Origin of the sequence: Mammaliicoccus sp. L-M44 (genome assembly GCF_022386355.1) — a bacterium.
GTDB classification, from domain to species: domain Bacteria; phylum Bacillota; class Bacilli; order Staphylococcales; family Staphylococcaceae; genus Mammaliicoccus; species Mammaliicoccus sciuri_A.
In genome coordinates this window covers 1-21,640 of sequence record NZ_JAJNIU010000005.1, presented here as the reverse complement: position 1 = coordinate 21,640, position 21,640 = coordinate 1, and the positions used below count along the sequence as shown (strand labels likewise).

Genomic DNA, 21,640 nt, shown 5'->3' with positions numbered 1-21,640 from the left:
CATAATATATATATTTTAGCATACTTGAAAGGCTTAATTTTTTAACCATTCAAATTGTGTTTCAATAATATTTAATTTTTCTACCGTTTCGTTATTTATACTTTTATTTAATACATGAACTGCTGTCTCACCTGCTAAATAATAGTTAAACTTTACTGTCCCAATATGAGGTGCCACAATTTCTGTCATCTTATTTCCACCAAATCCAATAATTGTTGGCATATCAACTTCTCTTTTTAAAAGTGTGTGGTATATACCTAAAGCTATATTATCCGTAGCTGCGACAATAACTTCGTCTTCTCTCAACTCAATATCATTACCCAATATTTGTGCATCTTTAATACTGAAACTACTTTCAATAAATGTTGGTTCGATGCCTTGTTCCTTTAGTGGGACAAACAGGCCTTCTTTTCTCGTCTTACCAACTGCAATGTCATGTTCAGAAACACCGATATATGTAATATTGTGCTTTTGATGTTTCAATAACCATTCTGCAACTTGATTACCTGCTTGGAAATCATCGTGAACAATCGATAAAAGTGATTCATGCGATTGACCAACAATAACAATTGGGCATTCAACTGACTCAATTGCTTTCATATGTTCTTCAGAAATGTTCGTTGCCATCAAAATAATGCCATCCACTTTACGCTTAGCTAACATATAAATAGAATCAATTTCTCTATCTTTTGATAAATCTGTATTCACAATCATTGTTTGAACATTTTGTTTCAGTAAAGTTGTTTCTATACCTTTTAACGTTTCAGTCGTTGCATAGGAATCTAGCCTAGGTACAATTGCACCGATCAGACCTGTTCTCTTAGCCTTTAAACTTTGTGCAAATTGATTCGGTTTATATCCTGTTTCTTCTACTACTTTATGTATTTTTTCTTTTGTACTTTTACTAATGGAGCCGCCATTTAAATATCTAGAAACTGTACTTTTAGAAACACCTGCCATATTAGCAATATCTTTAATCGTCTTCATGTATACACCTCTCAGTCATTTATTCTATCATAAAACCGTTTCCAATTCTTTATAAATAAAATACAGTTTTAAACAAAAAAACCTAGAAACAAAGACATTTGGCTTTGTTTCTAGGTTAAATGTAATTTATTGTTTTTCAACCGTTATTGTCCATGAAGCATCTCCAAGTTGTTCATAATTTGTAACGGGATAGCCATTCTCTGCTGCCCAATTTGGAAGTGCTTCTGTCGCTTGCGTGCAATCAAAATCAATTTTCAATTGTTCGCCTACTTGTAATTCATCCATTTTATTTTGCGCTTCTATTAAAGGGAACGGACATACCATTCCTACTGTACCTAATTCATGTACCATATATATTAACTCCTTTTATTAAATACTTTGTGTACTTACTTGTGCTTTTGTTTGTCTTGCTTTTCTAGGTTTAACAAAGATGAAATAACTCATAAACCATGCACCAACGATCATTGATGGTAAAGCAACCCAACCTTGCCAACTCATTGCTGCAGTTGAAACTAAACCATTACCGATTGAACATCCGCCTGCTAATGATGCACCAACACCCATACAAGCACCACCGATAACACTGTTTCTTATTGTCTTAGTATCTGGCATTCTCCATTTGAATTCTCTTGAACCTTTTGCAGCAATATATGAACCGATAAATATACCAAGTACTAAAAATACGCCCCAGTTTATTAATGAAGCATCACCTGTAACTAAGTATTGCACGATATTTGCTGAAGGTGTTGTAATACCAAGGCCAGCAATTCTTCCTGTTGAAGCACTCATTGGCCAAGCAATTAAAGCTATTATCCCTACTGCAATAGCAGCTGCAAATGGGTGATATCTTTTTTCAAATAAGATATGACGAATGCCTGTATATTTTTGTTTTAATTGAGGAATTGCTACTTTTGGTTTTTTTAGTGTCTTTGTCACAAAATAAACTGTAACAATCACTAAAATTGCAATCAATACCCATACAGGTACATTAAGTGTTTCTGCCATATTAGAGTTAACGACACTATATGAATTAATTTTTTCTTGAACAGGGTTTAATGGTCCAGATTTCATAATTGCTGCTGTTACACCATATAATACTAAGGCTATCCAGCTTCCAATTAATCCTTCGCCTGCTCTGTACCAAGTCCCAGTCGCACATCCACCAGCTAAGATAATTCCGATACCAAATACAAATGATCCAAATATCGTACCTACTAATGGAAATGTTGCAGCTTCTAACTTAAATACGCCTAATCCTACTAGTGTAAATAATCCAATACTTTGAATAGAGATCGCTATTAATAAAGCATAAAACATTTTATTATTTTTCTGTACATACATATCTCTAAACCCGCCTGTTAAACAAAAACGTGTTCTTTGCATAACAAAGCCAAGTAATATTCCGACTATAAGTCCACTTATAATCATCCAAACCATATAAACAACTCCTTATTCCTATTACAATGATAGGAATAATAATATATCATATACAACACATATTCAAGTTAACATTTGATTACAAATATCAGACAATTCAATAAAAAAACAGCCATAGCATTAAGCTACAGCTGCTCTTTATCTTCTTCATCCATCCCAAGTTCTTCTTCCATTAATTTTTGTTCTGCTTTTAAATATTTTTTATAGCCGATTTTTGAAATAATTATGCTGATTTCATAAAGTAAAATCATCGGTAAAGTAAACAACATATGTGTCATAAAGTCAGGTGGTGCGATTAACGCAGCCACAACAAGTAAAATAAAATATGCATATTTTCTATTTTTCTTTAAAAACATCGGTGTAACGATACCTAATCTCGTTAAAAATAGTAATAAAATTGGTAATTGAAAGACAAATCCGAATGGTATTGTAAATTTAAACATTTCACTAAAGTACTCTTTAATCCCGATAGTTTGCTTAATCCCCATATCATCAGCTAATCCCATTGTGAACGAAATTAAATACGGAAAAATAACAAAGTATGAGAATAATAAACCACCTACAAATAAAATCAAACTAAATGGTATGTAACTTAATGTCACTTTTTGTTCTTTAGGATGTAAACCTGGAGATATAAATGCCCATAATTCGTATAAAATAACAGGCGATACTATGATAAATGCAATCACAATTATCATTGTTATGTATATCGTTAATGGATCCGTTATTCTAAATGCATTGAGTTCTAATGTTTGTGTGAAATCATCATTTGTTATATAAAAAATAACGGGTTTAGCTACGAAAAAACCAACGATGAGACCACCAACAAGGAAATATGCAATGATCATAATACGTCCACGAAGTTCTTCTAAGTGTTCGACAAATGTTAAATTGTCTTTATCCACCGTCTTACCTCCAATCTAAAAAAGATGTGGCAGGAAACCCGCCACATACATGGGAACATCTGTTAAATAAAATTCTATTTAACTTCTTTATCTTTGCTATCTTCTGGAGTGCTTTTCTTCTCATCAAAGTTTGTCATGCCATCAGTCGCATCTTTAAATTCTTTCAAAGTTGAACCCATTGCTCTACCGAATTGTGGTAATTTCTTTGGTCCAAATATGATTAATGCAACTACCCCTATAAATAATAAACTGACTGGTCCTGAAATACCAAGTGTGTTAATAAACATTAAAGCTTCCATTTGATACCCTCCTATTGATTCTTCATAAAGAAGATTAAAGATTGTAATTCAATTCCTAAATCTATATGATGAACCTGCACTTTCTCAGGCACATTAATTCTTTGAGGTGTAAAATTCAAAATACCAGTAATACCCGAAGATGTTATACGATCCGCAACTTTTTGAGCTGCTTGTTGTGGTACTGTTAATATTACAACTTGTATACCTACTTCTTCAACTACCTTTTCAAAATCATCCATACTATCCACAGTTAATTTACCAACCATACTACCAATGATATCTTCTGATTGATCAAAAGCAGCTACAATTTGCATTCTATCATTAACAGTAAAGTTATAATTCACAAGTGCAGTACCTAAATTACCAACACCAACGATTGCGACTTTAGTCATATCATCTTGTTCAAGCGTTGTTCTAAAAAATTTAAGTAAATAACTAATATTGTAACCATAACCCTTTTTACCTAATTCACCAAAATACGAAAAATCTCGACGAATAGTAGCTGAATCAATTTTAAGTCCTTCACTTAATTCTTTCGATGAAACACGATCTACGCCAGAATTATGCAATGTGCTAACAAATCTATAATAAAGAGGCAAACGTTTCAAAGTTGCTTTAGGGATCTTCACATCATTCTTTGCCAAAATCCTCACCTTTTCCAATATAAAATAATGTGATTGCGTTCACATCTAATGGCTTAATTATAACAAACTTCACGTAAAATAACTATATAAATATTGTATGTGATTTACATACAATTATCACTCGTTTTCATGTAAAATAATAACTAATAGAGAGGTGTAAACATGATACTTTTACAAATAAATAAATTAGAGAAATCTTATGATGGAGAAGTTATCTTTTCTGATGTAGATTTCGAAGTAAAAACCGGTGAAAGAATCGCTATTGTCGGAAGAAATGGCGCGGGAAAAACAACATTAATGAAAATCATCGCTGGTGTCGAATCGTATGATGAAGGAAATATTTCTAAAGGTAAACAAGTTACGATGGGTTACCTTACTCAACAAATGACATTAGATTCTAATGACAGTGTTATGAATGAAATGAAAAAACCATTTAAAGACGTTATCAATATTGAAGATAAAATGAAAACTTTAACAGATTGGTTAAGTATTCATGCTGATGAATATGACCAAGATATATATAAAGAAAAATTGTCACAATACGAAGCGTTATCTAATCAATATGAATTAATGGATGGCTATAATTACGAAAGCAAAATTAAAACCGTTTTAACAGGTTTAGATTTTAAAGAATCTGACTTTGATAGACAAATTCAATCCTTTAGTGGTGGCCAAAAAACAAGATTATCTATGGCTCAAATGTTATTAAGTGAACCTGATTTACTATTACTCGATGAACCTACGAACCATTTAGATATGGAAACAACTGAATGGCTAGAGAATTATTTAACACATTTTAAAGGCGCGATCGTTATTATCAGTCATGACAGATACTTTTTAGATAAAATAGTCAATCAAGTATATGATGTCGCTTTAGGTTCTGTTAAAAAGTATGTCGGTAATTATAGTAAATTCTTAAAAGAACGAGATGCACATTACGAAAAAGTCATGGCTGAATACGAAAGACAACAAAGTGAAATTAAAAAATTAGAAACATTTGTCGAAAAAAATATTACACGTGCTTCGACAAGTGGCATGGCAAAAAGTCGTCGTAAAGTATTAGAAAGAATGGAAAGAATCGAAAAGCCGAGACTTGATGCTAAAAGTGCACAAATAAATTTCGAAATAAACAGAGCTACAGGTGAAGATGTACTTAAAGTTCAAAATTTAGATATTGGTTATTCTAAAAGCATTACACCACCTATCAACTTAGAAGTTAAACGACATGATCGTATTGCGATAATTGGTCCAAATGGTATTGGTAAATCTACGTTAATCAAAACAATTGCTCAAAAAATACCTGCTTTAGGTGGTAATATTGTTTATGGTTCCAATATTCAAATCGGTTATTACGACCAAAAACAAGCAGAATTCACTTCTAATATGACAATCTTAGACTATGTTTGGAATCAGTATGCACATATGCCTGAGAAAGATATTAGAACGATTTTAGGTAGATTTTTATTTACTCAAGAAGAAGTAAAAAAAGTCATCAATGATTTATCAGGTGGAGAAAAAGCCAGACTTCAACTCGCTTTGCTCATGTTAGAAAAAAACAATGTACTCATTCTAGATGAACCTACCAACCACTTAGATATCGATTCTAAAGAAATGCTGGAACAAGCTTTGCAAAATTTTGAAGGTACATTACTCTTTGTATCTCATGACCGTTATTTTATTAACGAACTAGCAAATAATATTTTCCACATCACACAAAGTGGAAATGAATTATTTAGAGGAGATTACCAATATTATTTAGAAAAGCTAGAACAACGTGAGGCTATTAGTCGTTATGAACAAGAAGACATCCAATCTACTGAAACGCCTAAAGACGATCAATATTACGCAAATCAAAAACAACTAAAAAAAGAAAAGCGTAAACTCGAAAGACAGTTAGAAGAAATCGAAAATAATATTTCAACATATGAAGAACAAATCTCTGACTATGAACATCAACTTACGTTACCAGAGATATTTAATGATATTGAAAAAAGTAATGAAATCAATAACTTACGAGTTGAAGCAGAACGTTTGCTCGAAGAAAATATGGAAAAATGGGAAGAACTTGAAAGTAAGTTAAATTAACGAAAAACGACTGAGGTAAATTTTACACCTCAGTCGTTTTTTTCTGAAATAATTAAGCACATCTTTATACACATCAAAAAGTCTTATTTTTCAAGTAATCCACAAAGTTATCCTAGTTATCCACAAGTAAAATGTAAAATATCGATCTGAATCAACTATTTTATCCACAAATATTTAAAAACTTATACTAATGTTATCCACAAAATGTGGTTAACTTGTGCACAAGTACAAATGTTCTGTATTGACTTTATGATGAATAGGTGACCTTCATGTATTTTTTGTAAATATTTTAAATTCTAAATGTTGAAATGACTAAAATATTAATATATTTATCAATTAGGCTAGATTTAATATCAATTAAGACTTATAATTTATGTAACCAATTTTCTTGTTTATAGACTTTAGTTATAAATTCTACTTTAATTTTGAAGTTAATGATGTGCTTAGAGTTAAATTTCATTGATTAATTGGTCTTGTGTATGCTTCAGAAGGGATGATGATTTATGAAACAATCTAACATTGAAAATTATACAACGAAAGCTAAGGAACTATTGAAACATAAAATTATAACTAAAGAAGAATATGATCAACGTATAAAAGATTATACTGACTATACGAATAGTGAAGGCAAATACGCACGCAAATAAAAAAGGACGTTCAAAATTTTTGAACGTCCTTTTATCCTATTCTGTATATGCATTTACCATCCAAGTTACACCAAATGGATCTTGGAATGAACCAAAGAGTGGTGACCACTCTACCTCGTTTAAAGGCATATCAATTTTACAACCCGCTTCTTCTGCTTTCTTAAACAATTCGATGACAGCTGCTCTATCTTCTTCATCGTTATAATTAAACTGAAAACATGCTTGAGCGCCTTCGTTATTAATATCTTTATTTTGCCAAGTGTCACTACATAAAAATGTCTTCCCTAATAAGTTAAAGCTCGCGTTCATTGTAAAAGATTCGGGCAATTTAAATTCATCAGGTGCATCTTTAAACATCTCATGGTTACCCGGAACTCTCATAATATCCGTTGCACCTAATTTTTCTTCGTAGAACTTTAATGCTTCAATACTATTTTTAAAATTAAAATAAGTATTCACTTCCACTTTACAACGACTCCTCAATCTTTTTATATCATATTGAGTATAACGTCTATAGTGCAATATTACAAATTATTGTATATTAAAATGCTTCAATATCTAGAGAACTTTTACCGTTTAATTTCATATTTGAAAAGCGGTTATTTTCATATAAGAAATGAGCTACTGACCCTATCATGGCAGCATTATCTGTACATAAATTTAATGGTGGAATACTAAGATCTATTCCTAATTTGTTTGATTCTTGTTCAAGTGCATGACGCAAACCTTTATTCGCAGCTACACCACCAGCTACAATTAAATGTTGAACATCATAGTCTTTAACTGCGGCCATTGTTTTGCCGACAAGTACTTCAACAACACTATTTTGGAAACTAGTCGCAACATCTTCTTTAATGATTTCTTCATTTTTTTGCTTTTTATTATGCAATGTATTAATAACCGCACTTTTCAACCCACTGAAACTGAAATCATAACTGTCTTTCTCTAACCATACTCTAGGGAAATTCAAAGTATCTTGACCGATTTGTGCAAGTCTATCAACTTCAGGACCTCCTGGATATGGTAAATCTATTGTTCTAGCAACTTTGTCATATGCTTCACCGACTGCATCATCACGCGTTTCACCTATAACTTCAAAATCTAAATGATTTTTCATGTAAATCAGTTCTGTATGTCCACCAGAAACTATTAATGCAATTAAAGGAAATTCTAATGGTTTAACGAGATGATTAGCATAAATATGCCCTGCAATATGATGAACTGGAATAAGTGGCTTTTGATGACTAAATGCTAAAGCTTTAGCACTTGCAACACCGACAAGTAAAGCACCAATTAATCCTGGACCTTCTGTTACAGCTATTGCATCAATGTCATCCATTTGCATATTTGCATTTTTCAAAGCTTCATCAATCACTGTTGTCATAACTTCAACGTGTTGACGACTCGCTACTTCTGGTACTACACCGCCAAATTTTTTATGTGTCATCATTTGTGTTACAACTTCATTACTGATAATTTCATTGCCGTTTTTTATGACACTTGCTGCTGTTTCATCACAACTTGTTTCTATACTTAATATAATTGATTCAGACATTTTTTAGACTCACCCACATCACTTTAGCATCCTCTCCATCACCATAATAATTTTTCCTAACGCCACCATACGTAAAGCCAGCTTTCTCATAAACATGTCTCGCCGCTTCATTATCCACTCTTACTTCTAAGCTCATCGTTGTACAAGTTGCACTAGCAAAAGTCATCGCATATTCTAATAACATTTGTCCTATTCCATTACCTCTATATTGCTCGGCAACAGATATTGTCGTAATTTGTGCTTGATCAATAACTAACCACAATCCACAATATGCAATGATTTCTTCACCTATAGATACAACAAAATAATGCGCAAATTCATTTTTCTCTAACTCATGATAGAATGCGTCAATAGACCATGAACTTTGCGTAAAACTATGATTTTCTATTTCGTATACTTGAGGGACATCTTCAATTGACATTTTTCTAATTTCTAATGCTTCGTTTGATTGTTTTTCCAATTTTGTTCCGCCTCTGATAATTTTAGATATCTTGGTTTTAGTTCATGAACATTTAACACCGGTTGTTCCTTAATGTTATACATTATTGAAGCATCAGGTAATTTTGAAAGACTTCTACCTTCTAACTTATCTTGTAACTTTAATACATCGTGACCAATAAATATATATGGATGATTTTGTGATTTTAAAAATTGATTCAATGCTTCAATAGAAATATAACTATCTTCTTTGATTGTTTCTAATTTATCATCCTTATATTGATAAACACCAGCAAATACATGGTCTCTTCTAGCATCAAATAAAGGTACAATAAGATCATTTTCGTTGTTATATGTTGCTGCTAATGCCTTTAAAGATGAAACTTCATATAAAGGAATATCCAAAGTATATGCCATCGTTTTTGCAGTTGTAATACCAATTCTTAACCCCGTATACGAACCTGGTCCATTGGCAACGACTATATCTGACAATGATTGAGGTGTTAATTGCGCTTCATCCATTAACGATTCAATAACGGGCATTAATTGTAATGAATGATTCTTCTTTATATTGGACTGATAATTGATTAATACATTTCCATCTTTAACAAGTGCTACTGCTAAAGGTTGATTAGAAGTATCAATTAGTAATGTTGTCATCATTTAGCACTTCCTTTATCTGTTTATAATGTTCACCTTTAGAAATTATTTCAAACACCCTTTTATCGGCGTCAATATACTTAATGTTGATTTCTAAACGCTCTTTAGGTAAATATTCTTGAATGAATTCACTCCATTCAATTATCGTAACACCATTATCATTAAAGTATTCATCAAATCCTAAATCTTCATCACTATCTTCTAATCTATAACAATCCATATGATGAAAAGGCAATCTCCCTTTATAGGACTTTATTATATTAAAGGTAGGTGAATTAATGTTTCTTTTAACGCCTAAAGCCTTTCCGAAATATTGGCTAAAAGTGGTTTTACCCGCTCCTAAATCTCCATTCAACAAAATAATATCATTTTCAGTTACAACTTGAGCTAATTTTTCAGCAATTTGCTGCGTTTTTTCTAATGAGTCAACTTGAATAATCACTAATTTGGCACCTACCTTTTCTTTACTTAAACTAACTGAACTATTATAACAAATATTTATTTAATTGGGTAATGAATGGTTCATTTATCAATAAAACGCTTTCATTATCTAAATTTTTAGAAAAATCTAAATCTTCTGTTGACATGTATTCTGATATGCGTTAAATTTAGTACATAAATTTTTTAACTATTCAAAAATCTTAACTAAAAATATGGTTCACATTTGAGAAGAAAGGACGAGTTGTAATGAAATTCACAATGACGGCAAATAAACCGACAATCGAATACAGCATATTAGTGATTTTATTACGCTTAGAAGGACTCGAACAACAGTAAGTTTCAATTTACTGTATGGTTTAAGTCCTATTTCTACTTGAATGGGACTCGAAGCAACGTCCCATATTTATTGGGACGTTGCTTTTTTATTTTTCTAGAGGAGTGTAATTATGAGAAGTGACATGATCAAAAAAGGTGATCACCAAGCACCTGCAAGAAGCCTATTACATGCAACAGGACAAATCAAGAGCCCAACGGATATGAATAAACCATTTATTGCGATTTGCAATTCTTACATTGATATTGTCCCAGGACATGTTCATTTAAGGGAATTGGCGGATATCGCAAAAGAAGCGATTAGAGAAGCAGGTGGTATTCCATTTGAATTCAATACAATCGGTGTTGACGATGGTATAGCAATGGGTCACATCGGGATGCGCTACTCATTACCAAGTAGAGAAGTTATTGCTGACGCAGCTGAAACTGTTATTAACGCACACTGGTTTGACGGCGTATTCTACATGCCAAACTGTGACAAGATTACACCTGGTATGTTACTAGCATCTGTTAGAACAAACGTACCAGCTATCTTCTGTTCAGGTGGCCCAATGAAAGCTGGTTTATCTGCAACAGGTAAAGCATTAACTTTATCTTCGATGTTTGAAGCAGTTGGATCATTCAAAGGTGGTTCAATGACGAAAGAAGAATTCTTAGATATGGAAAAGAACGCATGCCCTACTTGTGGTTCATGTGCAGGCATGTTTACAGCAAATTCAATGAACTGCTTAATGGAAGTATTAGGATTAGCATTACCTTATAACGGAACAGCTATTGCTGTAGGAGAAGAAAGAAGAGAATTAATTAGAGAAGCAGCCTTTAAACTAATGGACTTAGTTAAAAAAGACATTAAACCTAAAGACATCATTACTAAAGATGCAATTGATGACGCATTTGCTTTAGATATGGCAATGGGTGGTTCTACAAATACAGTCCTTCATACTTTAGCTTTAGCAAATGAAGCTGGTATCGATTATGACTTAAATAGAGTAAATGAAATAGCTAAACGTACACCTTACCTATCTAAAATTGCACCAAGTTCTTCATACTCAATGCATGATGTACATGAAGCAGGCGGTGTACCAGCTATCATCGGTGAATTACTCAAACTCGATAATGTTTTACATCCTGACCGTATTACAGTCACAGGCAAAACATTAAGAGAAAATAACGAACATCGTGAAATTAAAAATACAGAAGTTATCCATACAAGAGATAATCCATTCTCTGAAACTGGTGGCTTATCAATGTTATTTGGAAATATCGCGCCAGATGGTGCTGCTATTAAAGTTGGTGGTGTTGATCCATCAATCAAGAAATTTGTTGGTAAAGCGATTTGCTTTAGTTCACATGATGAAGCGGTTGAAGCAATTGATAACCATACTGTTAGAGAAGGTCACGTTGTTGTCATTCGTTATGAAGGCCCTAAAGGTGGACCTGGAATGCCAGAAATGTTAGCACCTACTTCATCTATCGTCGGTAGAGGTTTAGGTAAAGATGTTGCATTAATTACAGATGGTCGATTCTCTGGTGCAACAAGAGGTATCGCTGTCGGACATATTTCACCAGAAGCTGCCGCGGGTGGACCTATCGGACTCATCCAAGACGGTGATGAAATCATCATCGATTTAACGAATCGTACATTAGATGTAAATGTTTCTGAAGCAGAATTACATGCTAGAAAACAAAACATTGAACCATTTAAAGCTAAAGTTAAGACTGGTTATCTTGCAAGATACACTGCCCTTGTAACAAGTGCAAATACAGGAGGCATCTTGAAAGTACCGGACGAACTAATTTAAGGAGTGATTTGCATGGCACTAACTACTAAATCATACAAAGAACCAGATGAAGCAACTAAAGAAAAGACAATAACTTACACAGGGGCAGAATTACTTGTCCAATCCTTTATTGATCAAGAAGTCGATTACATCTTTGGATATCCTGGCGGTGCTGTCTTGCCTTTATATGATGCCTTTTATGAAGGTAAAGTGCCTCATATTCTTACGAGACACGAGCAAGGTGCAGTTCACGCAGCTGAAGGATATGCAAGAGTTACAGGTAAACCTGGTGTTGTAGTCGTTACAAGTGGACCTGGCGCAACTAATACAATTACTGGAATAGCTGATGCTATGAGTGATTCAATTCCACTAGTTGTACTGACTGGACAAGTTCACAGACCAGGTATTGGTAAAGATGCTTTCCAAGAAGCGGATTTACTCTCTATGACAACACCTATTACAAAGCATAATTATCAAATTACAGATGTAAAAGATATTCCAAAGATTATTGATGAAGCATTTCATATTGCTTCAACTGGTCGTAAAGGGCCAGTTGTAATCGATTTTCCTAAAGATATCGGTGTTCTAGAAACAGTTGAAGTTTCTCCAAGAGAGCTTAATTTACCTGGATATCATATTAACTTAACGCCAGAAGATAAAGAGATTGAACAAGTTATCCAAATGATTCGTTTAGCTAAGAAACCAATTATCCTTGCTGGGGCTGGTGTTAACCACGCTGAAGCTTCAAAGGAACTTACAGCATTTGCTAATAAATACAAAATTCCTGTTGTAAACACTTTGCTTGGATTAGGTTCTATCCCCTACTCTGACCCATTATTCTTAGGTATGGGCGGTATGCATGGATCATATGCAAGTAACATGGCATTAACAGAATGTGATTTGTTAATTAACTTTGGAAGTCGATTTGATGATCGTCTAGCAAGTAACCCAGATGAATTCGCAAAAGACGCTAAAGTTATTCATGTAGATATCGATCCATGTGAAATTAACAAAATCATTCCTACAGATTTAGGTATTATTGCCGATGCAAAACAAACATTAGAAGCACTATTAGAATATGATTCTCATGAGCTTATCCATCATGAATGGTATGAACATTGTCTATCAAATAAAGCAACATATCCATTTAGATACGACAAACCAACTGATGACTTCATTAAGCCTCAACAAGCAATTGAGTATATCGGAAAGATTACAAACGGAGATGCACTTGTTGCAACTGACGTAGGTCAACATCAAATGTGGGTTGCACAATATTATCCATTTAAAACACATGGTCAAATTATTACAAGCGGTGGTTTAGGAACAATGGGCTTCGGTATTCCAGCTGCTATGGGTGCCAAGTTTGCACACCCTGACAAGACAGTTGTTGCCTTTGTTGGTGACGGTGGTTTCCAAATGACTAACCAAGAAATGGCCATTTTAAATGAATTTGATAATGACATCAAAATCGTATTAATCAACAATGGTGCTTTAGGTATGGTTAAACAATGGCAAGATAAATTTTATAGCCAACGTTTTTCTCATTCAGTATTTGCTGGGCAGCCTGACTTTATGAAGCTTTCTGAAAGCTATGGTGTTAAAGGTTTCATGATCGATTCTAACGACAAATTAGAATCTACACTTGATGAAGCATTCGCTCATAAAGGCCCAGCCTTAATCGAAATTAGAATTTCCCCTTCTGAACCAGTACTTCCAATGGTTCCAAGTGGACAACCAAACTACAAAATGGAGGGCGTTGAATAATGAAAAGAACAATTAAGACTCAAGTACTCGATAGAGCGGGTACACTCAACCGACTTACAAGCATTTTTGTAAGGAGACAATACAACATTGTTTCTCTTTCTGCAACGCCTACTGAAACAGAGGGCATCACAAATATTACATTTATTGTGGATGTTTCAGATGAAAGTAGTACAGAAACAATTATTAAGCAGTTAGAAAAGCAAGTAAATGTAATATCTGCCCTAGATATTACAGATAACAACCTATTTAATAGAGAACTTATTTTAATCAAGTTAGGACATCCTGACGATTATCAAACGTTCGAAAAAATCATTAAGCCTTATGAAGGTCAATTAACCATTTTAAAAGATTTAGAAGATTATATTTATATTCAAGCAATTGGAACCCATCAAACAATAGAAAATCTATTGGATGATTTAAAAATATATCCTGTGACACAAGTGTCACGAACAGGTTCTGCAGGATTACTATAATACAAAATAAAACAAATTAATGGAGGCATTTATTATGACTAAAGTATTTTATGACAACACGGTAACAGAGGACGCATTACAAGGTAAGAAAATCGCAGTAGTTGGATATGGTTCACAAGGACATGCACATGCACAGAACTTAAAAGATAACGGTTATGATGTTGTAATTGGTATTCGTCCAGGTAAATCATTTGATCAAGCTAAAGAAGATGGTTTTGAAGTATATCCAGTAGATGAAGCTGTAAAACAATCTGACGTTGTAATGATTCTATTACCAGATGAAATTCAAGGACAAGTTTATAAAGAAGAAATTGAACCTAACTTAGATGAAGGAAATGCTTTAGTATTTGCTCATGGATTTAATATTCACTTTAAAGTTATTCAACCACCAGCAAACGTAGATGTATTCTTAGTTGCACCAAAAGGACCAGGTCACCTAGTTAGACGTACATTTACTGAAGGAAGTGCTGTACCTGCACTATACGCTGTATATCAAGATGCTACAGGCAAAGCAACTCAATTAGCATTAAGTTATGCAAAAGGTATCGGTGCTACTAGAGCTGGTGTTATTGGTACAAGCTTTGAAGAAGAAACTGAAACTGATTTATTCGGTGAACAAGCAGTACTTTGTGGTGGTGTAACGAAACTTATCCAATCTGGTTTCGAAACATTAGTTGAAGCTGGCTACCAACCAGAAATTGCTTACTTCGAAGTATTACATGAAATGAAATTAATCGTTGATTTAATGTATGAAGGCGGAATGGAAAACATGCGTTATTCTATTTCAAACACTGCAGAATTTGGAGATTATGTATCTGGTGAACGTGTTATCACACCTGATGTTAAAGAAAATATGAAAGAAGTACTTAAAGATATTCAAACAGGAGCTTTCAGTGATCGCTTCATTAAAGATAACGAAAATGGCTTCGAAGAATTCCTAAGAATGCGTAAAGAGCAACAAGGACATCAAATCGAATCAGTAGGTAGAGAATTACGTGACATGATGCCATTCGTTAAAGCTAAAAGTATTCAAACTAAATAAAAGTACTAGAATTTAAGGAGAGGATTATTATGTCAGACCATATTCAAATATTTGATACAACACTTAGAGATGGAGAACAAACACCAGGCGTCAGTTTTTCATTTGATGAACGCCTCAAAATTGCTATACAACTAGAAAAATGGGGAGTCGATGTAATAGAAGCTGGCTTCCCCGCTTCTAGTGAAGGTAGTTTTAAATCAGTAGAAAGTATTGCTAAAGCATTAACAACAACTGCAGTTTGCGGATTAGCTAGATGTAAAAAGTCAGATATCGATGCTGTACATGAATCAACAAAAGAAGCACAACATAGACAAATTCATGTTTTCTTAGCAACTAGCCCTATCCACTTGGAATATAAATTGAAAATGACTGAAGAACAAGTATTAGCATCTATTACTGAAAATGTAACTTATGCAAAAACATTATTTGAAAAAGTTCAATTTTCACCTGAAGATGCTACAAGAACACCTTTACCATTTTTAATTAAAGCAGTGCAAACAGCAGTTGATGCTGGTGCAGATATTATCAATATTCCAGATACGGTTGGTTATTCTTATCCTACAGAATATGGTCAAATCTTTAAGACACTTATTGAAACAATTAAAAGTGATCATGAAGTGATATATAGTTCTCATTGTCATGATGATTTAGGTCTTGCTGTAGCAAATGCCCTATCTGCTTTTGAAAATGGTGCACGAAGAGTTGAAGGTGCAATTAATGGTATCGGTGAACGTGCTGGTAATACTGCTCTTGAAGAAATTGCACTTGCACTACACGTTAGACAAGATCATTACAACCTATCTACTAATATCAATCTAGCTGAAACTAAAAACACAAGTGACATGGTAAGTAGATATTCAGGTCTTCGAGTCCCTAGAAACAAAGCGATCGTTGGTCAAAATGCCTTCAGTCATGAATCTGGTATTCATCAAGATGGTATTTTGAAAAACCCAGAAACTTATGAAATTATGACACCTCAACTTGTCGGTGTTGTTAAAAATTCATTACCACTTGGTAAACTATCTGGTAAACACGCATTTAGCGAAAAGTTAGTTGAACTTGGATATAATCTCTCACCAGATGAACAAGTGGAAGTATTTAAACAATTCAAATCAGTCGCAGATAAGAAAAAACAAGTAACTGATCGAGATATACACGCTATCCTTCAAGGTAGTGAACATGAAGAAAATGCATACTATAAAGTAAATGCACTTCAACTTCAATTTGTATCGAATGGCTTACAAAGCGCTGTTGTCGTTATTGAAGATAAAGAAGGAAATACTTATAAAGACTCATCTATTGGTTCAGGTTCAATTACATCAATTTATAATGCAATTGATAGAATTTTTGATTACACACCTGAATTACAACAATATCGAATTGAATCTATTACAGAAGGTACGGATGCTCAAGCTGAAGTACACGTTCAAGTAGAATTTGAAGACGAAGTATATACAGGTATCGGTATTGACTACGATATCCTATATGCTTCTTGTAAGGCATATGTTGAAGCACATGCTAAACACAGTGAGAACAAATTGAAAGAAGGCGTAAAGTCATGACATACAAAATCACTGCCCTACCCGGTGATGGAATCGGTCCAGAAATTTTAGAAGGTAGTATTGAAATACTAGAATTATTATCAAAGAAATTTAATTTTGATTATGAAATAGACACTAAAGATTTTGGAGGTATCGCCATCGATAAACATGGCGAGCCTTTACCTCCAGAAACTCTAACTGCTTGTCAAAACAGTGATGCAATATTATTAGGAGCCGTTGGTGGTCCTAAATGGACTGATCCAAAAAATAGACCAGAACACGGCCTATTAGGTATTAGAAAAGCATTGAAATTATTTGCTAACATTAGACCAACAATTGTTACTGAATCAACTGCACATTTATCACCATTAAAAGAAGAACTCGTCAAAGGTACTGATTTTATAATTGTACGTGAATTAACAGGCGGTTTATATTTTGGAGAACCAAAATATTTTGATTATGAAAAAGCAATTGACACACTTGCATATACTAAAGAAGAAATTACAAGAATCGCACACGTTGCATTTCAGCTAGCTACTAAACGAAATAAAACCGTTACATCAGTAGATAAAGAAAATGTACTAAGCTCTTCTAAACTTTGGAGACAAACATTAGAACAAGTTTCTAAAGAATATCCAGATGTTACACTAAATCATCTCTTAGTAGACGCATGTAGCATGCATTTAATTACAAATCCTAAACAGTTTGATGTTATTGTAACTGAAAATTTATTTGGAGATATTCTTAGTGATGAAGCTTCAGTTATTCCAGGATCACTTGGCCTTTCACCTTCTGCAAGTTTTGGTGAGAATGGACCAAGTTTATATGAACCAATACACGGTTCTGCACCTGATATAGCCGGTCAAAATAAAGCAAACCCAAGTGGTATGTTACTATCATTAGCAATGTGTATTAGAGAAAGTTTACATCAACCTGAATGCGCTCAGTATTTAGAAGATATCGTATTTAGCACAATCAAGAAAGGTATTGCAACTAAAGATTTAGGTGGAAATAACAGTACATCTGAAGTCTTCGAAGCAATCAAAAATAATATTTAGAAGGAGGAAAACGACATGTCTCAAACATTATTTGATAAAGTATGGAATCGACATATAATAGCTGGTAAAGAAGGTGAACCCCAATTATTATACATCGACTTACACCTTATTCATGAAGTTACATCTCCTCAAGCATTCGAAGGCTTAAGATTACAAAATAGGAAAGTAAGACGTCCCGATCGAACGTTTGGAACATTGGATCATAATGTACCTACAGTTGATATATTCAATATTAGAGATGAAATTGCTAATAAACAAATTAGTGCTTTGCAAAAAAACTGTGAAGCATTTGGTGTAAAGTTATTTGATATGGGTTCAGATGAACAAGGTATCGTGCATATGGTTGGCCCAGAAACAGGTTTAACACAACCAGGTAAAACTATCGTATGTGGAGATTCACATACTGCAACGCATGGTGCATTTGGAGCTATTGCTTTTGGTATAGGTACAAGTGAAGTCGAACATGTTTTTGCAACTCAAACACTATGGCAAACTAAACCAAAGAACTTGAAAATTCAAGTTGATGGTACATTGCCAACTGGTGTTTATGCTAAAGATATTATCCTATACTTAATCAATCAACACGGAGTTGATTTTGGTACTGGTTACGCTTTAGAATTCGCTGGTGAAGCTATTTCTAATATGACAATGGATGAGCGAATGACAATTTGTAATATGGCAATCGAAGCTGGTGCTAAATATGGCATGATGAAGCCAGATGAAACAACTTTTGAATATGTAAGAGGACGTAAATATCAACCAGAGAACTTTGAAGCAGCTATTGAAGATTGGAAAACTTTGTATTCAGATGAAGATGCTACTTACGATAAAGTAATTACTGTAGACGTAAGTGATCTTGAACCACAAGTAACTTGGGGTACAAGTCCTGAAATGGGTGTTAGTTTTAATACGCCATTCCCAGAAATTAAAGATTTAAATGATGAAAGAGCCTATAATTACATGGGCCTTCAACCAGGTCAAACTGCTAGAGATATTCCTCTAGGTTATGTTTTCCTTGGTTCTTGTACAAATGCAAGACTTTCAGATCTTATTGAAGCAAGTAAAATTGTAGATGGTCATAAAGTCCATCAAGATATTACAGCAATAGTCGTTCCTGGATCTAGAAGTGTTAAACTTCAAGCAGAAGCGCTTGGTCTAGATAAAATTTTCAAAGAAGCAGGATTTGATTGGCGTGAACCTGGATGTTCAATGTGTCTAGGAATGAACCCTGACCAAGTTCCTAACGGTGTTCACTGTGCTTCAACAAGTAACCGTAACTTTGAAGGTCGTCAAGGTAAAGGCGCAAGAACGCATCTTGTATCTCCTGCAATGGCAGCAGCAGCAGCTATTAACGGAAGATTTGTAGATACTAGAAAGGTGGTCATTTAAATGGAACCAATTAATATTTTTAATGGTAAAACAGTTCCCCTACTCAATGATAATATTGATACGGATCAAATCATTCCAAAAGCTTTTTTGAAAAGAATTTCTAAAACTGGTTTTGGCCCCTTCTTATTCGACGAATGGCGTTATTTAGAAGATGGCTCTGATAATCCAGATTTCAACTTAAATAAACCAGAATACAAAGGTGCAAGCATACTCATTTCAGGTGATAATTTTGGTTGTGGCTCATCAAGAGAACACGCAGCTTGGGCATTAAAAGACTTTGGATTCTTAATCATTATAGCAGGTAGTTTTAGTGATATATTTTATATGAACTGTACTAAAAATGGTATGTTACCTATTGTAATTGAAAATAAAGAAGACAGAGAAGCAATAGCGCACCATAGTGAAATAACGATTGATTTACCTAACCAACTTATTATTACACCTGAAGCAAAATATCATTTTGATATAGATGCGACATGGAAGAATAAATTGGTTAATGGTTTAGATGATATTGCTATTACATTAACTTATGAAGAACAGATCAACCAATATGAAAAAATGCACAACTAATTGGGAGTGGTAGAATGACCTTAAAAACACGTTTAAGTGCTGAAGATATAGAAGAAGCATTTTTAAAATTAAAAGATACAGTAAAACAAACACCATTAGAAAAAGATATGTATTTATCACAGAAGTTTGACTGTAATGTATATTTAAAAAGAGAAGATTTGCAATGGGTACGTTCCTTTAAATTAAGAGGTGCGTACTATGCAATTAATCAGTTAACAGACGAAGAACGAGCAAATGGCGTTAGTTGTGCGAGCGCAGGTAATCATGCACAAGGTATCGCATTCACGGCTAAACAACTCGAAATCAAAGCTGTTATATTTATGCCAGTAACAACACCAGCTCAAAAAATTAATCAAGTTAAATTTTTCGGTGGTGAATTTGTACAAATAGAATTAATTGGCGATACTTTTGATGATTGCTTAAAACATGCGTTAGATTATACTGAACAATTTGGATTAAACTTTATTGATCCATTTGATAATATTAATACAATTGCTGGTCAAGGTACGATCGCTAAAGAAATAGTAGATTATGCAGAAGAAGAAGATATCAAATTTGATTATTGCTTCGCTGCAATTGGTGGCGGTGGCTTAATTTCAGGAGTAGGCACTTATCTTAAAGATACAATGCCTACTACACAAGTCATTGGTGTAGAACCACTTGGAGCAAGTAGTATGGCTCAATCTGTTAAAGCTAATAAAATTGTTACATTAACGGATATCGATAAATTTGTAGATGGCGCTTCAGTAGGGAAAGTTGGACAATTAACATTCGAAATTTCAAAAAATGTTGTTGATGACTTTGTTGCTGTAGATGAAGGTGAAGTATGTAGTTCAATCCTAGATATGTACTCTAAACAAGCTATTATTGCAGAACCAGCTGGCGCTTTAAGTGTCACTGCACTTAATCATTATAAAAATGAAATTAAAGGTAAAAATGTTATTTGTATTGTCAGTGGTGGTAACAATGATATTAACCGAATGAAAGAAATTGAGGAACGCTCACTTTTATTTGAAGATATGAAACATTACTTTATTGTTAACTTCCCACAAAGACCAGGGGCATTAAGAGAATTTGTTAACGAAGTACTTGGACCAAATGATGATATAACAAAATTTGAATACTTAAAAAAATCGAGCCAAAATACTGGTTCTGTTATTATAGGTATTCAACTTAAAGATCATAACGATTTAGACCAACTTTATAAGAACGTTAGCGAATTTGATCCTAAATACATCTATATTAATAAGAATAAAATGCTTTATTCATTGCTAATATAAGTACGTAACCAAATTAAAACATCTCATTTCTCTGTTTATTACAGAAAGAAATGAGATGTTTTTTTGATATAAACCCTGTTATATCTTTATTTATTATGTACTGTATACATGCCCTTTATCTTCTACTTTATTTCAACTAAATTTAAACATAAAAAAAGAGACCTAACAGGTCTCAAGTGCGGCTCATCGCATCCATTTATAAACATTTGCCCGGCAACGTCCTACTCTCGCGGAACGTAAGCCCAACTACCATCGGCGCTAAAGAGCTTAACTTCTGTGTTCGGCATGGGAACAGGTGTGACCTCTTT

Annotated in this window: 22 protein-coding genes and 1 rRNA gene; 11 read left to right on the top strand and 12 right to left on the bottom strand. The window is 33.6% G+C overall.

Annotated elements, in window-relative coordinates; all coding sequences use genetic code 11:
• Positions 1-33: 33 nt before the first annotated feature.
• The 6 genes from LQ611_RS03890 to LQ611_RS03865 form a co-directional block, all read right to left on the bottom strand.
• Positions 34-987: a LacI family DNA-binding transcriptional regulator gene (locus tag LQ611_RS03890; RefSeq protein WP_103360810.1), complete on the bottom strand. Its 954-nt coding sequence runs from the start codon at positions 985-987 to the stop codon at positions 34-36.
• Positions 988-1,113: 126 nt separating this feature from the next.
• Positions 1,114-1,338: a sulfurtransferase TusA family protein gene (locus tag LQ611_RS03885; protein ID WP_025905061.1), complete on the bottom strand. Its 225-nt coding sequence runs from the start codon at positions 1,336-1,338 to the stop codon at positions 1,114-1,116.
• An 18-nt stretch (positions 1,339-1,356) separates the two neighbouring features.
• Positions 1,357-2,424 (bottom strand): YeeE/YedE family protein, encoded by a 1,068-nt coding sequence (locus tag LQ611_RS03880; protein ID WP_103360809.1) that lies wholly within the window; start codon positions 2,422-2,424, stop codon positions 1,357-1,359.
• A gap of 125 nt (positions 2,425-2,549) precedes the next feature.
• Positions 2,550-3,329, bottom strand: coding sequence for a twin-arginine translocase subunit TatC (tatC, locus tag LQ611_RS03875; protein WP_103361776.1), 780 nt, complete (start codon positions 3,327-3,329; stop codon positions 2,550-2,552).
• 74 nt (positions 3,330-3,403) lie between these two features.
• On the bottom strand, positions 3,404-3,628 hold the full coding sequence (locus tag LQ611_RS03870) for a twin-arginine translocase TatA/TatE family subunit (RefSeq protein WP_048540593.1): 225 nt from the start codon (positions 3,626-3,628) through the stop codon (positions 3,404-3,406).
• A gap of 11 nt (positions 3,629-3,639) precedes the next feature.
• The gene (locus tag LQ611_RS03865) at positions 3,640-4,272 is read right to left on the bottom strand and encodes a redox-sensing transcriptional repressor Rex (protein ID WP_025905057.1); all 633 of its coding nucleotides are present in this window, start codon (positions 4,270-4,272) and stop codon (positions 3,640-3,642) included.
• A 162-nt stretch (positions 4,273-4,434) separates the two neighbouring features.
• Here LQ611_RS03865 and LQ611_RS03860 point away from each other — a divergent pair, with 162 nt between their 5' ends.
• Positions 4,435-6,357, top strand: coding sequence for an ABC-F family ATP-binding cassette domain-containing protein (locus LQ611_RS03860; RefSeq protein ID WP_103361777.1), 1,923 nt, complete (start codon positions 4,435-4,437; stop codon positions 6,355-6,357).
• Positions 6,358-6,860: 503 nt separating this feature from the next.
• Entirely contained in the window at positions 6,861-7,004 is a 144-nt protein-coding gene (locus LQ611_RS03855; RefSeq protein ID WP_164961626.1) for a hypothetical protein, read from the top strand.
• 36 nt (positions 7,005-7,040) lie between these two features.
• Here LQ611_RS03855 and LQ611_RS03850 read toward each other — a convergent pair whose 3' ends face one another.
• From LQ611_RS03850 to tsaE, 5 genes are all read right to left on the bottom strand, one after another.
• A complete protein-coding gene (locus tag LQ611_RS03850) occupies positions 7,041-7,469 on the bottom strand; it encodes a VOC family protein (protein WP_048540591.1) in 429 nt (142 codons plus the stop codon).
• Between the two features lie 76 nt (positions 7,470-7,545).
• Positions 7,546-8,559, bottom strand: a complete 1,014-nt coding sequence (gene tsaD / locus LQ611_RS03845; RefSeq protein WP_107590632.1) for a tRNA (adenosine(37)-N6)-threonylcarbamoyltransferase complex transferase subunit TsaD — start codon at positions 8,557-8,559, stop codon at positions 7,546-7,548.
• Positions 8,552-9,019 (bottom strand): ribosomal protein S18-alanine N-acetyltransferase, encoded by a 468-nt coding sequence (rimI, locus tag LQ611_RS03840; RefSeq protein WP_049320460.1) that lies wholly within the window; start codon positions 9,017-9,019, stop codon positions 8,552-8,554. Before rimI ends, tsaD begins: the two co-directional genes overlap by 8 nt.
• Entirely contained in the window at positions 8,992-9,657 is a 666-nt protein-coding gene (tsaB, locus tag LQ611_RS03835) for a tRNA (adenosine(37)-N6)-threonylcarbamoyltransferase complex dimerization subunit type 1 TsaB (protein ID WP_103361621.1), read from the bottom strand. The genes rimI and tsaB overlap by 28 nt, the downstream gene beginning before the upstream one ends.
• On the bottom strand, positions 9,638-10,096 hold the full coding sequence (gene tsaE / locus LQ611_RS03830) for a tRNA (adenosine(37)-N6)-threonylcarbamoyltransferase complex ATPase subunit type 1 TsaE (protein WP_025905051.1): 459 nt from the start codon (positions 10,094-10,096) through the stop codon (positions 9,638-9,640). The genes tsaB and tsaE overlap by 20 nt, the downstream gene beginning before the upstream one ends.
• Before the next feature lie 448 nt (positions 10,097-10,544).
• Here tsaE and ilvD point away from each other — a divergent pair, with 448 nt between their 5' ends.
• Genes ilvD through ilvA form a run of 9 tightly spaced genes read left to right on the top strand, consistent with a single transcriptional unit; the run spans position 10,545 to position 21,332 of the window.
• Positions 10,545-12,233: a dihydroxy-acid dehydratase gene (gene ilvD, locus LQ611_RS03825; protein WP_025905050.1), complete on the top strand. Its 1,689-nt coding sequence runs from the start codon at positions 10,545-10,547 to the stop codon at positions 12,231-12,233.
• Positions 12,234-12,245: 12 nt separating this feature from the next.
• Positions 12,246-13,979: a biosynthetic-type acetolactate synthase large subunit gene (gene ilvB, locus LQ611_RS03820; protein ID WP_103361616.1), complete on the top strand. Its 1,734-nt coding sequence runs from the start codon at positions 12,246-12,248 to the stop codon at positions 13,977-13,979.
• Entirely contained in the window at positions 13,979-14,452 is a 474-nt protein-coding gene (gene ilvN / locus LQ611_RS03815) for an acetolactate synthase small subunit (protein WP_025905048.1), read from the top strand. The genes ilvB and ilvN overlap by 1 nt, the downstream gene beginning before the upstream one ends.
• A 34-nt stretch (positions 14,453-14,486) precedes the next feature.
• A complete protein-coding gene (gene ilvC, locus LQ611_RS03810) occupies positions 14,487-15,494 on the top strand; it encodes a ketol-acid reductoisomerase (RefSeq protein ID WP_025905047.1) in 1,008 nt (335 codons plus the stop codon).
• Positions 15,495-15,523: 29 nt separating this feature from the next.
• A complete protein-coding gene (locus LQ611_RS03805; protein ID WP_103361617.1) occupies positions 15,524-17,056 on the top strand; it encodes a 2-isopropylmalate synthase in 1,533 nt (510 codons plus the stop codon).
• Positions 17,053-18,093 carry a 3-isopropylmalate dehydrogenase gene (gene leuB, locus LQ611_RS03800; RefSeq protein ID WP_107565881.1) on the top strand — a complete coding sequence of 347 codons (1,041 nt, stop codon included), beginning with the start codon at positions 17,053-17,055 and terminating at the stop codon, positions 18,091-18,093. Before LQ611_RS03805 ends, leuB begins: the two co-directional genes overlap by 4 nt.
• A gap of 15 nt (positions 18,094-18,108) precedes the next feature.
• Complete coding sequence (gene leuC, locus LQ611_RS03795; RefSeq protein ID WP_037589613.1) at positions 18,109-19,482, top strand: 3-isopropylmalate dehydratase large subunit; 1,374 nt, start codon at positions 18,109-18,111, stop codon at positions 19,480-19,482.
• On the top strand, positions 19,483-20,052 hold the full coding sequence (gene leuD / locus LQ611_RS03790; RefSeq protein WP_107590634.1) for a 3-isopropylmalate dehydratase small subunit: 570 nt from the start codon (positions 19,483-19,485) through the stop codon (positions 20,050-20,052).
• A 14-nt stretch (positions 20,053-20,066) separates the two neighbouring features.
• Entirely contained in the window at positions 20,067-21,332 is a 1,266-nt protein-coding gene (ilvA, locus tag LQ611_RS03785; RefSeq protein WP_107590635.1) for a threonine ammonia-lyase IlvA, read from the top strand.
• A gap of 208 nt (positions 21,333-21,540) precedes the next feature.
• Here the strand turns inward: ilvA and rrf are convergent.
• Positions 21,541-21,640, bottom strand: a 5S ribosomal RNA gene (gene rrf, locus LQ611_RS03780); the annotation flags it as partial.

Bases quoted from the DNA above. Each gene is read 5' to 3' on its own strand.
- LQ611_RS03890 (WP_103360810.1), bottom strand. From the start codon at position 987: ATGAAGACGATTAAAGATATTGCTAATATGGCAGGTGTTTCTAAAAGT.
- LQ611_RS03885 (WP_025905061.1), bottom strand. From the start codon at position 1,338: ATGGTACATGAATTAGGTACAGTAGGAATGGTATGTCCGTTCCCTTTA.
- LQ611_RS03880 (WP_103360809.1), bottom strand. From the start codon at position 2,424: ATGGTTTGGATGATTATAAGTGGACTTATAGTCGGAATATTACTTGGC.
- LQ611_RS03870 (WP_048540593.1), bottom strand. From the start codon at position 3,628: ATGGAAGCTTTAATGTTTATTAACACACTTGGTATTTCAGGACCAGTC.
- LQ611_RS03860 (WP_103361777.1), top strand. From the start codon at position 4,435: ATGATACTTTTACAAATAAATAAATTAGAGAAATCTTATGATGGAGAA.
- LQ611_RS03855 (WP_164961626.1), top strand. From the start codon at position 6,861: ATGAAACAATCTAACATTGAAAATTATACAACGAAAGCTAAGGAACTA.
- tsaD (WP_107590632.1), bottom strand. From the start codon at position 8,559: ATGTCTGAATCAATTATATTAAGTATAGAAACAAGTTGTGATGAAACA.
- tsaB (WP_103361621.1), bottom strand. From the start codon at position 9,657: ATGACAACATTACTAATTGATACTTCTAATCAACCTTTAGCAGTAGCA.
- ilvD (WP_025905050.1), top strand. From the start codon at position 10,545: ATGAGAAGTGACATGATCAAAAAAGGTGATCACCAAGCACCTGCAAGA.
- ilvB (WP_103361616.1), top strand. From the start codon at position 12,246: ATGGCACTAACTACTAAATCATACAAAGAACCAGATGAAGCAACTAAA.
- ilvN (WP_025905048.1), top strand. From the start codon at position 13,979: ATGAAAAGAACAATTAAGACTCAAGTACTCGATAGAGCGGGTACACTC.
- ilvC (WP_025905047.1), top strand. From the start codon at position 14,487: ATGACTAAAGTATTTTATGACAACACGGTAACAGAGGACGCATTACAA.
- LQ611_RS03805 (WP_103361617.1), top strand. From the start codon at position 15,524: ATGTCAGACCATATTCAAATATTTGATACAACACTTAGAGATGGAGAA.
- leuB (WP_107565881.1), top strand. From the start codon at position 17,053: ATGACATACAAAATCACTGCCCTACCCGGTGATGGAATCGGTCCAGAA.
- leuC (WP_037589613.1), top strand. From the start codon at position 18,109: ATGTCTCAAACATTATTTGATAAAGTATGGAATCGACATATAATAGCT.
- leuD (WP_107590634.1), top strand. From the start codon at position 19,483: ATGGAACCAATTAATATTTTTAATGGTAAAACAGTTCCCCTACTCAAT.
- ilvA (WP_107590635.1), top strand. From the start codon at position 20,067: ATGACCTTAAAAACACGTTTAAGTGCTGAAGATATAGAAGAAGCATTT.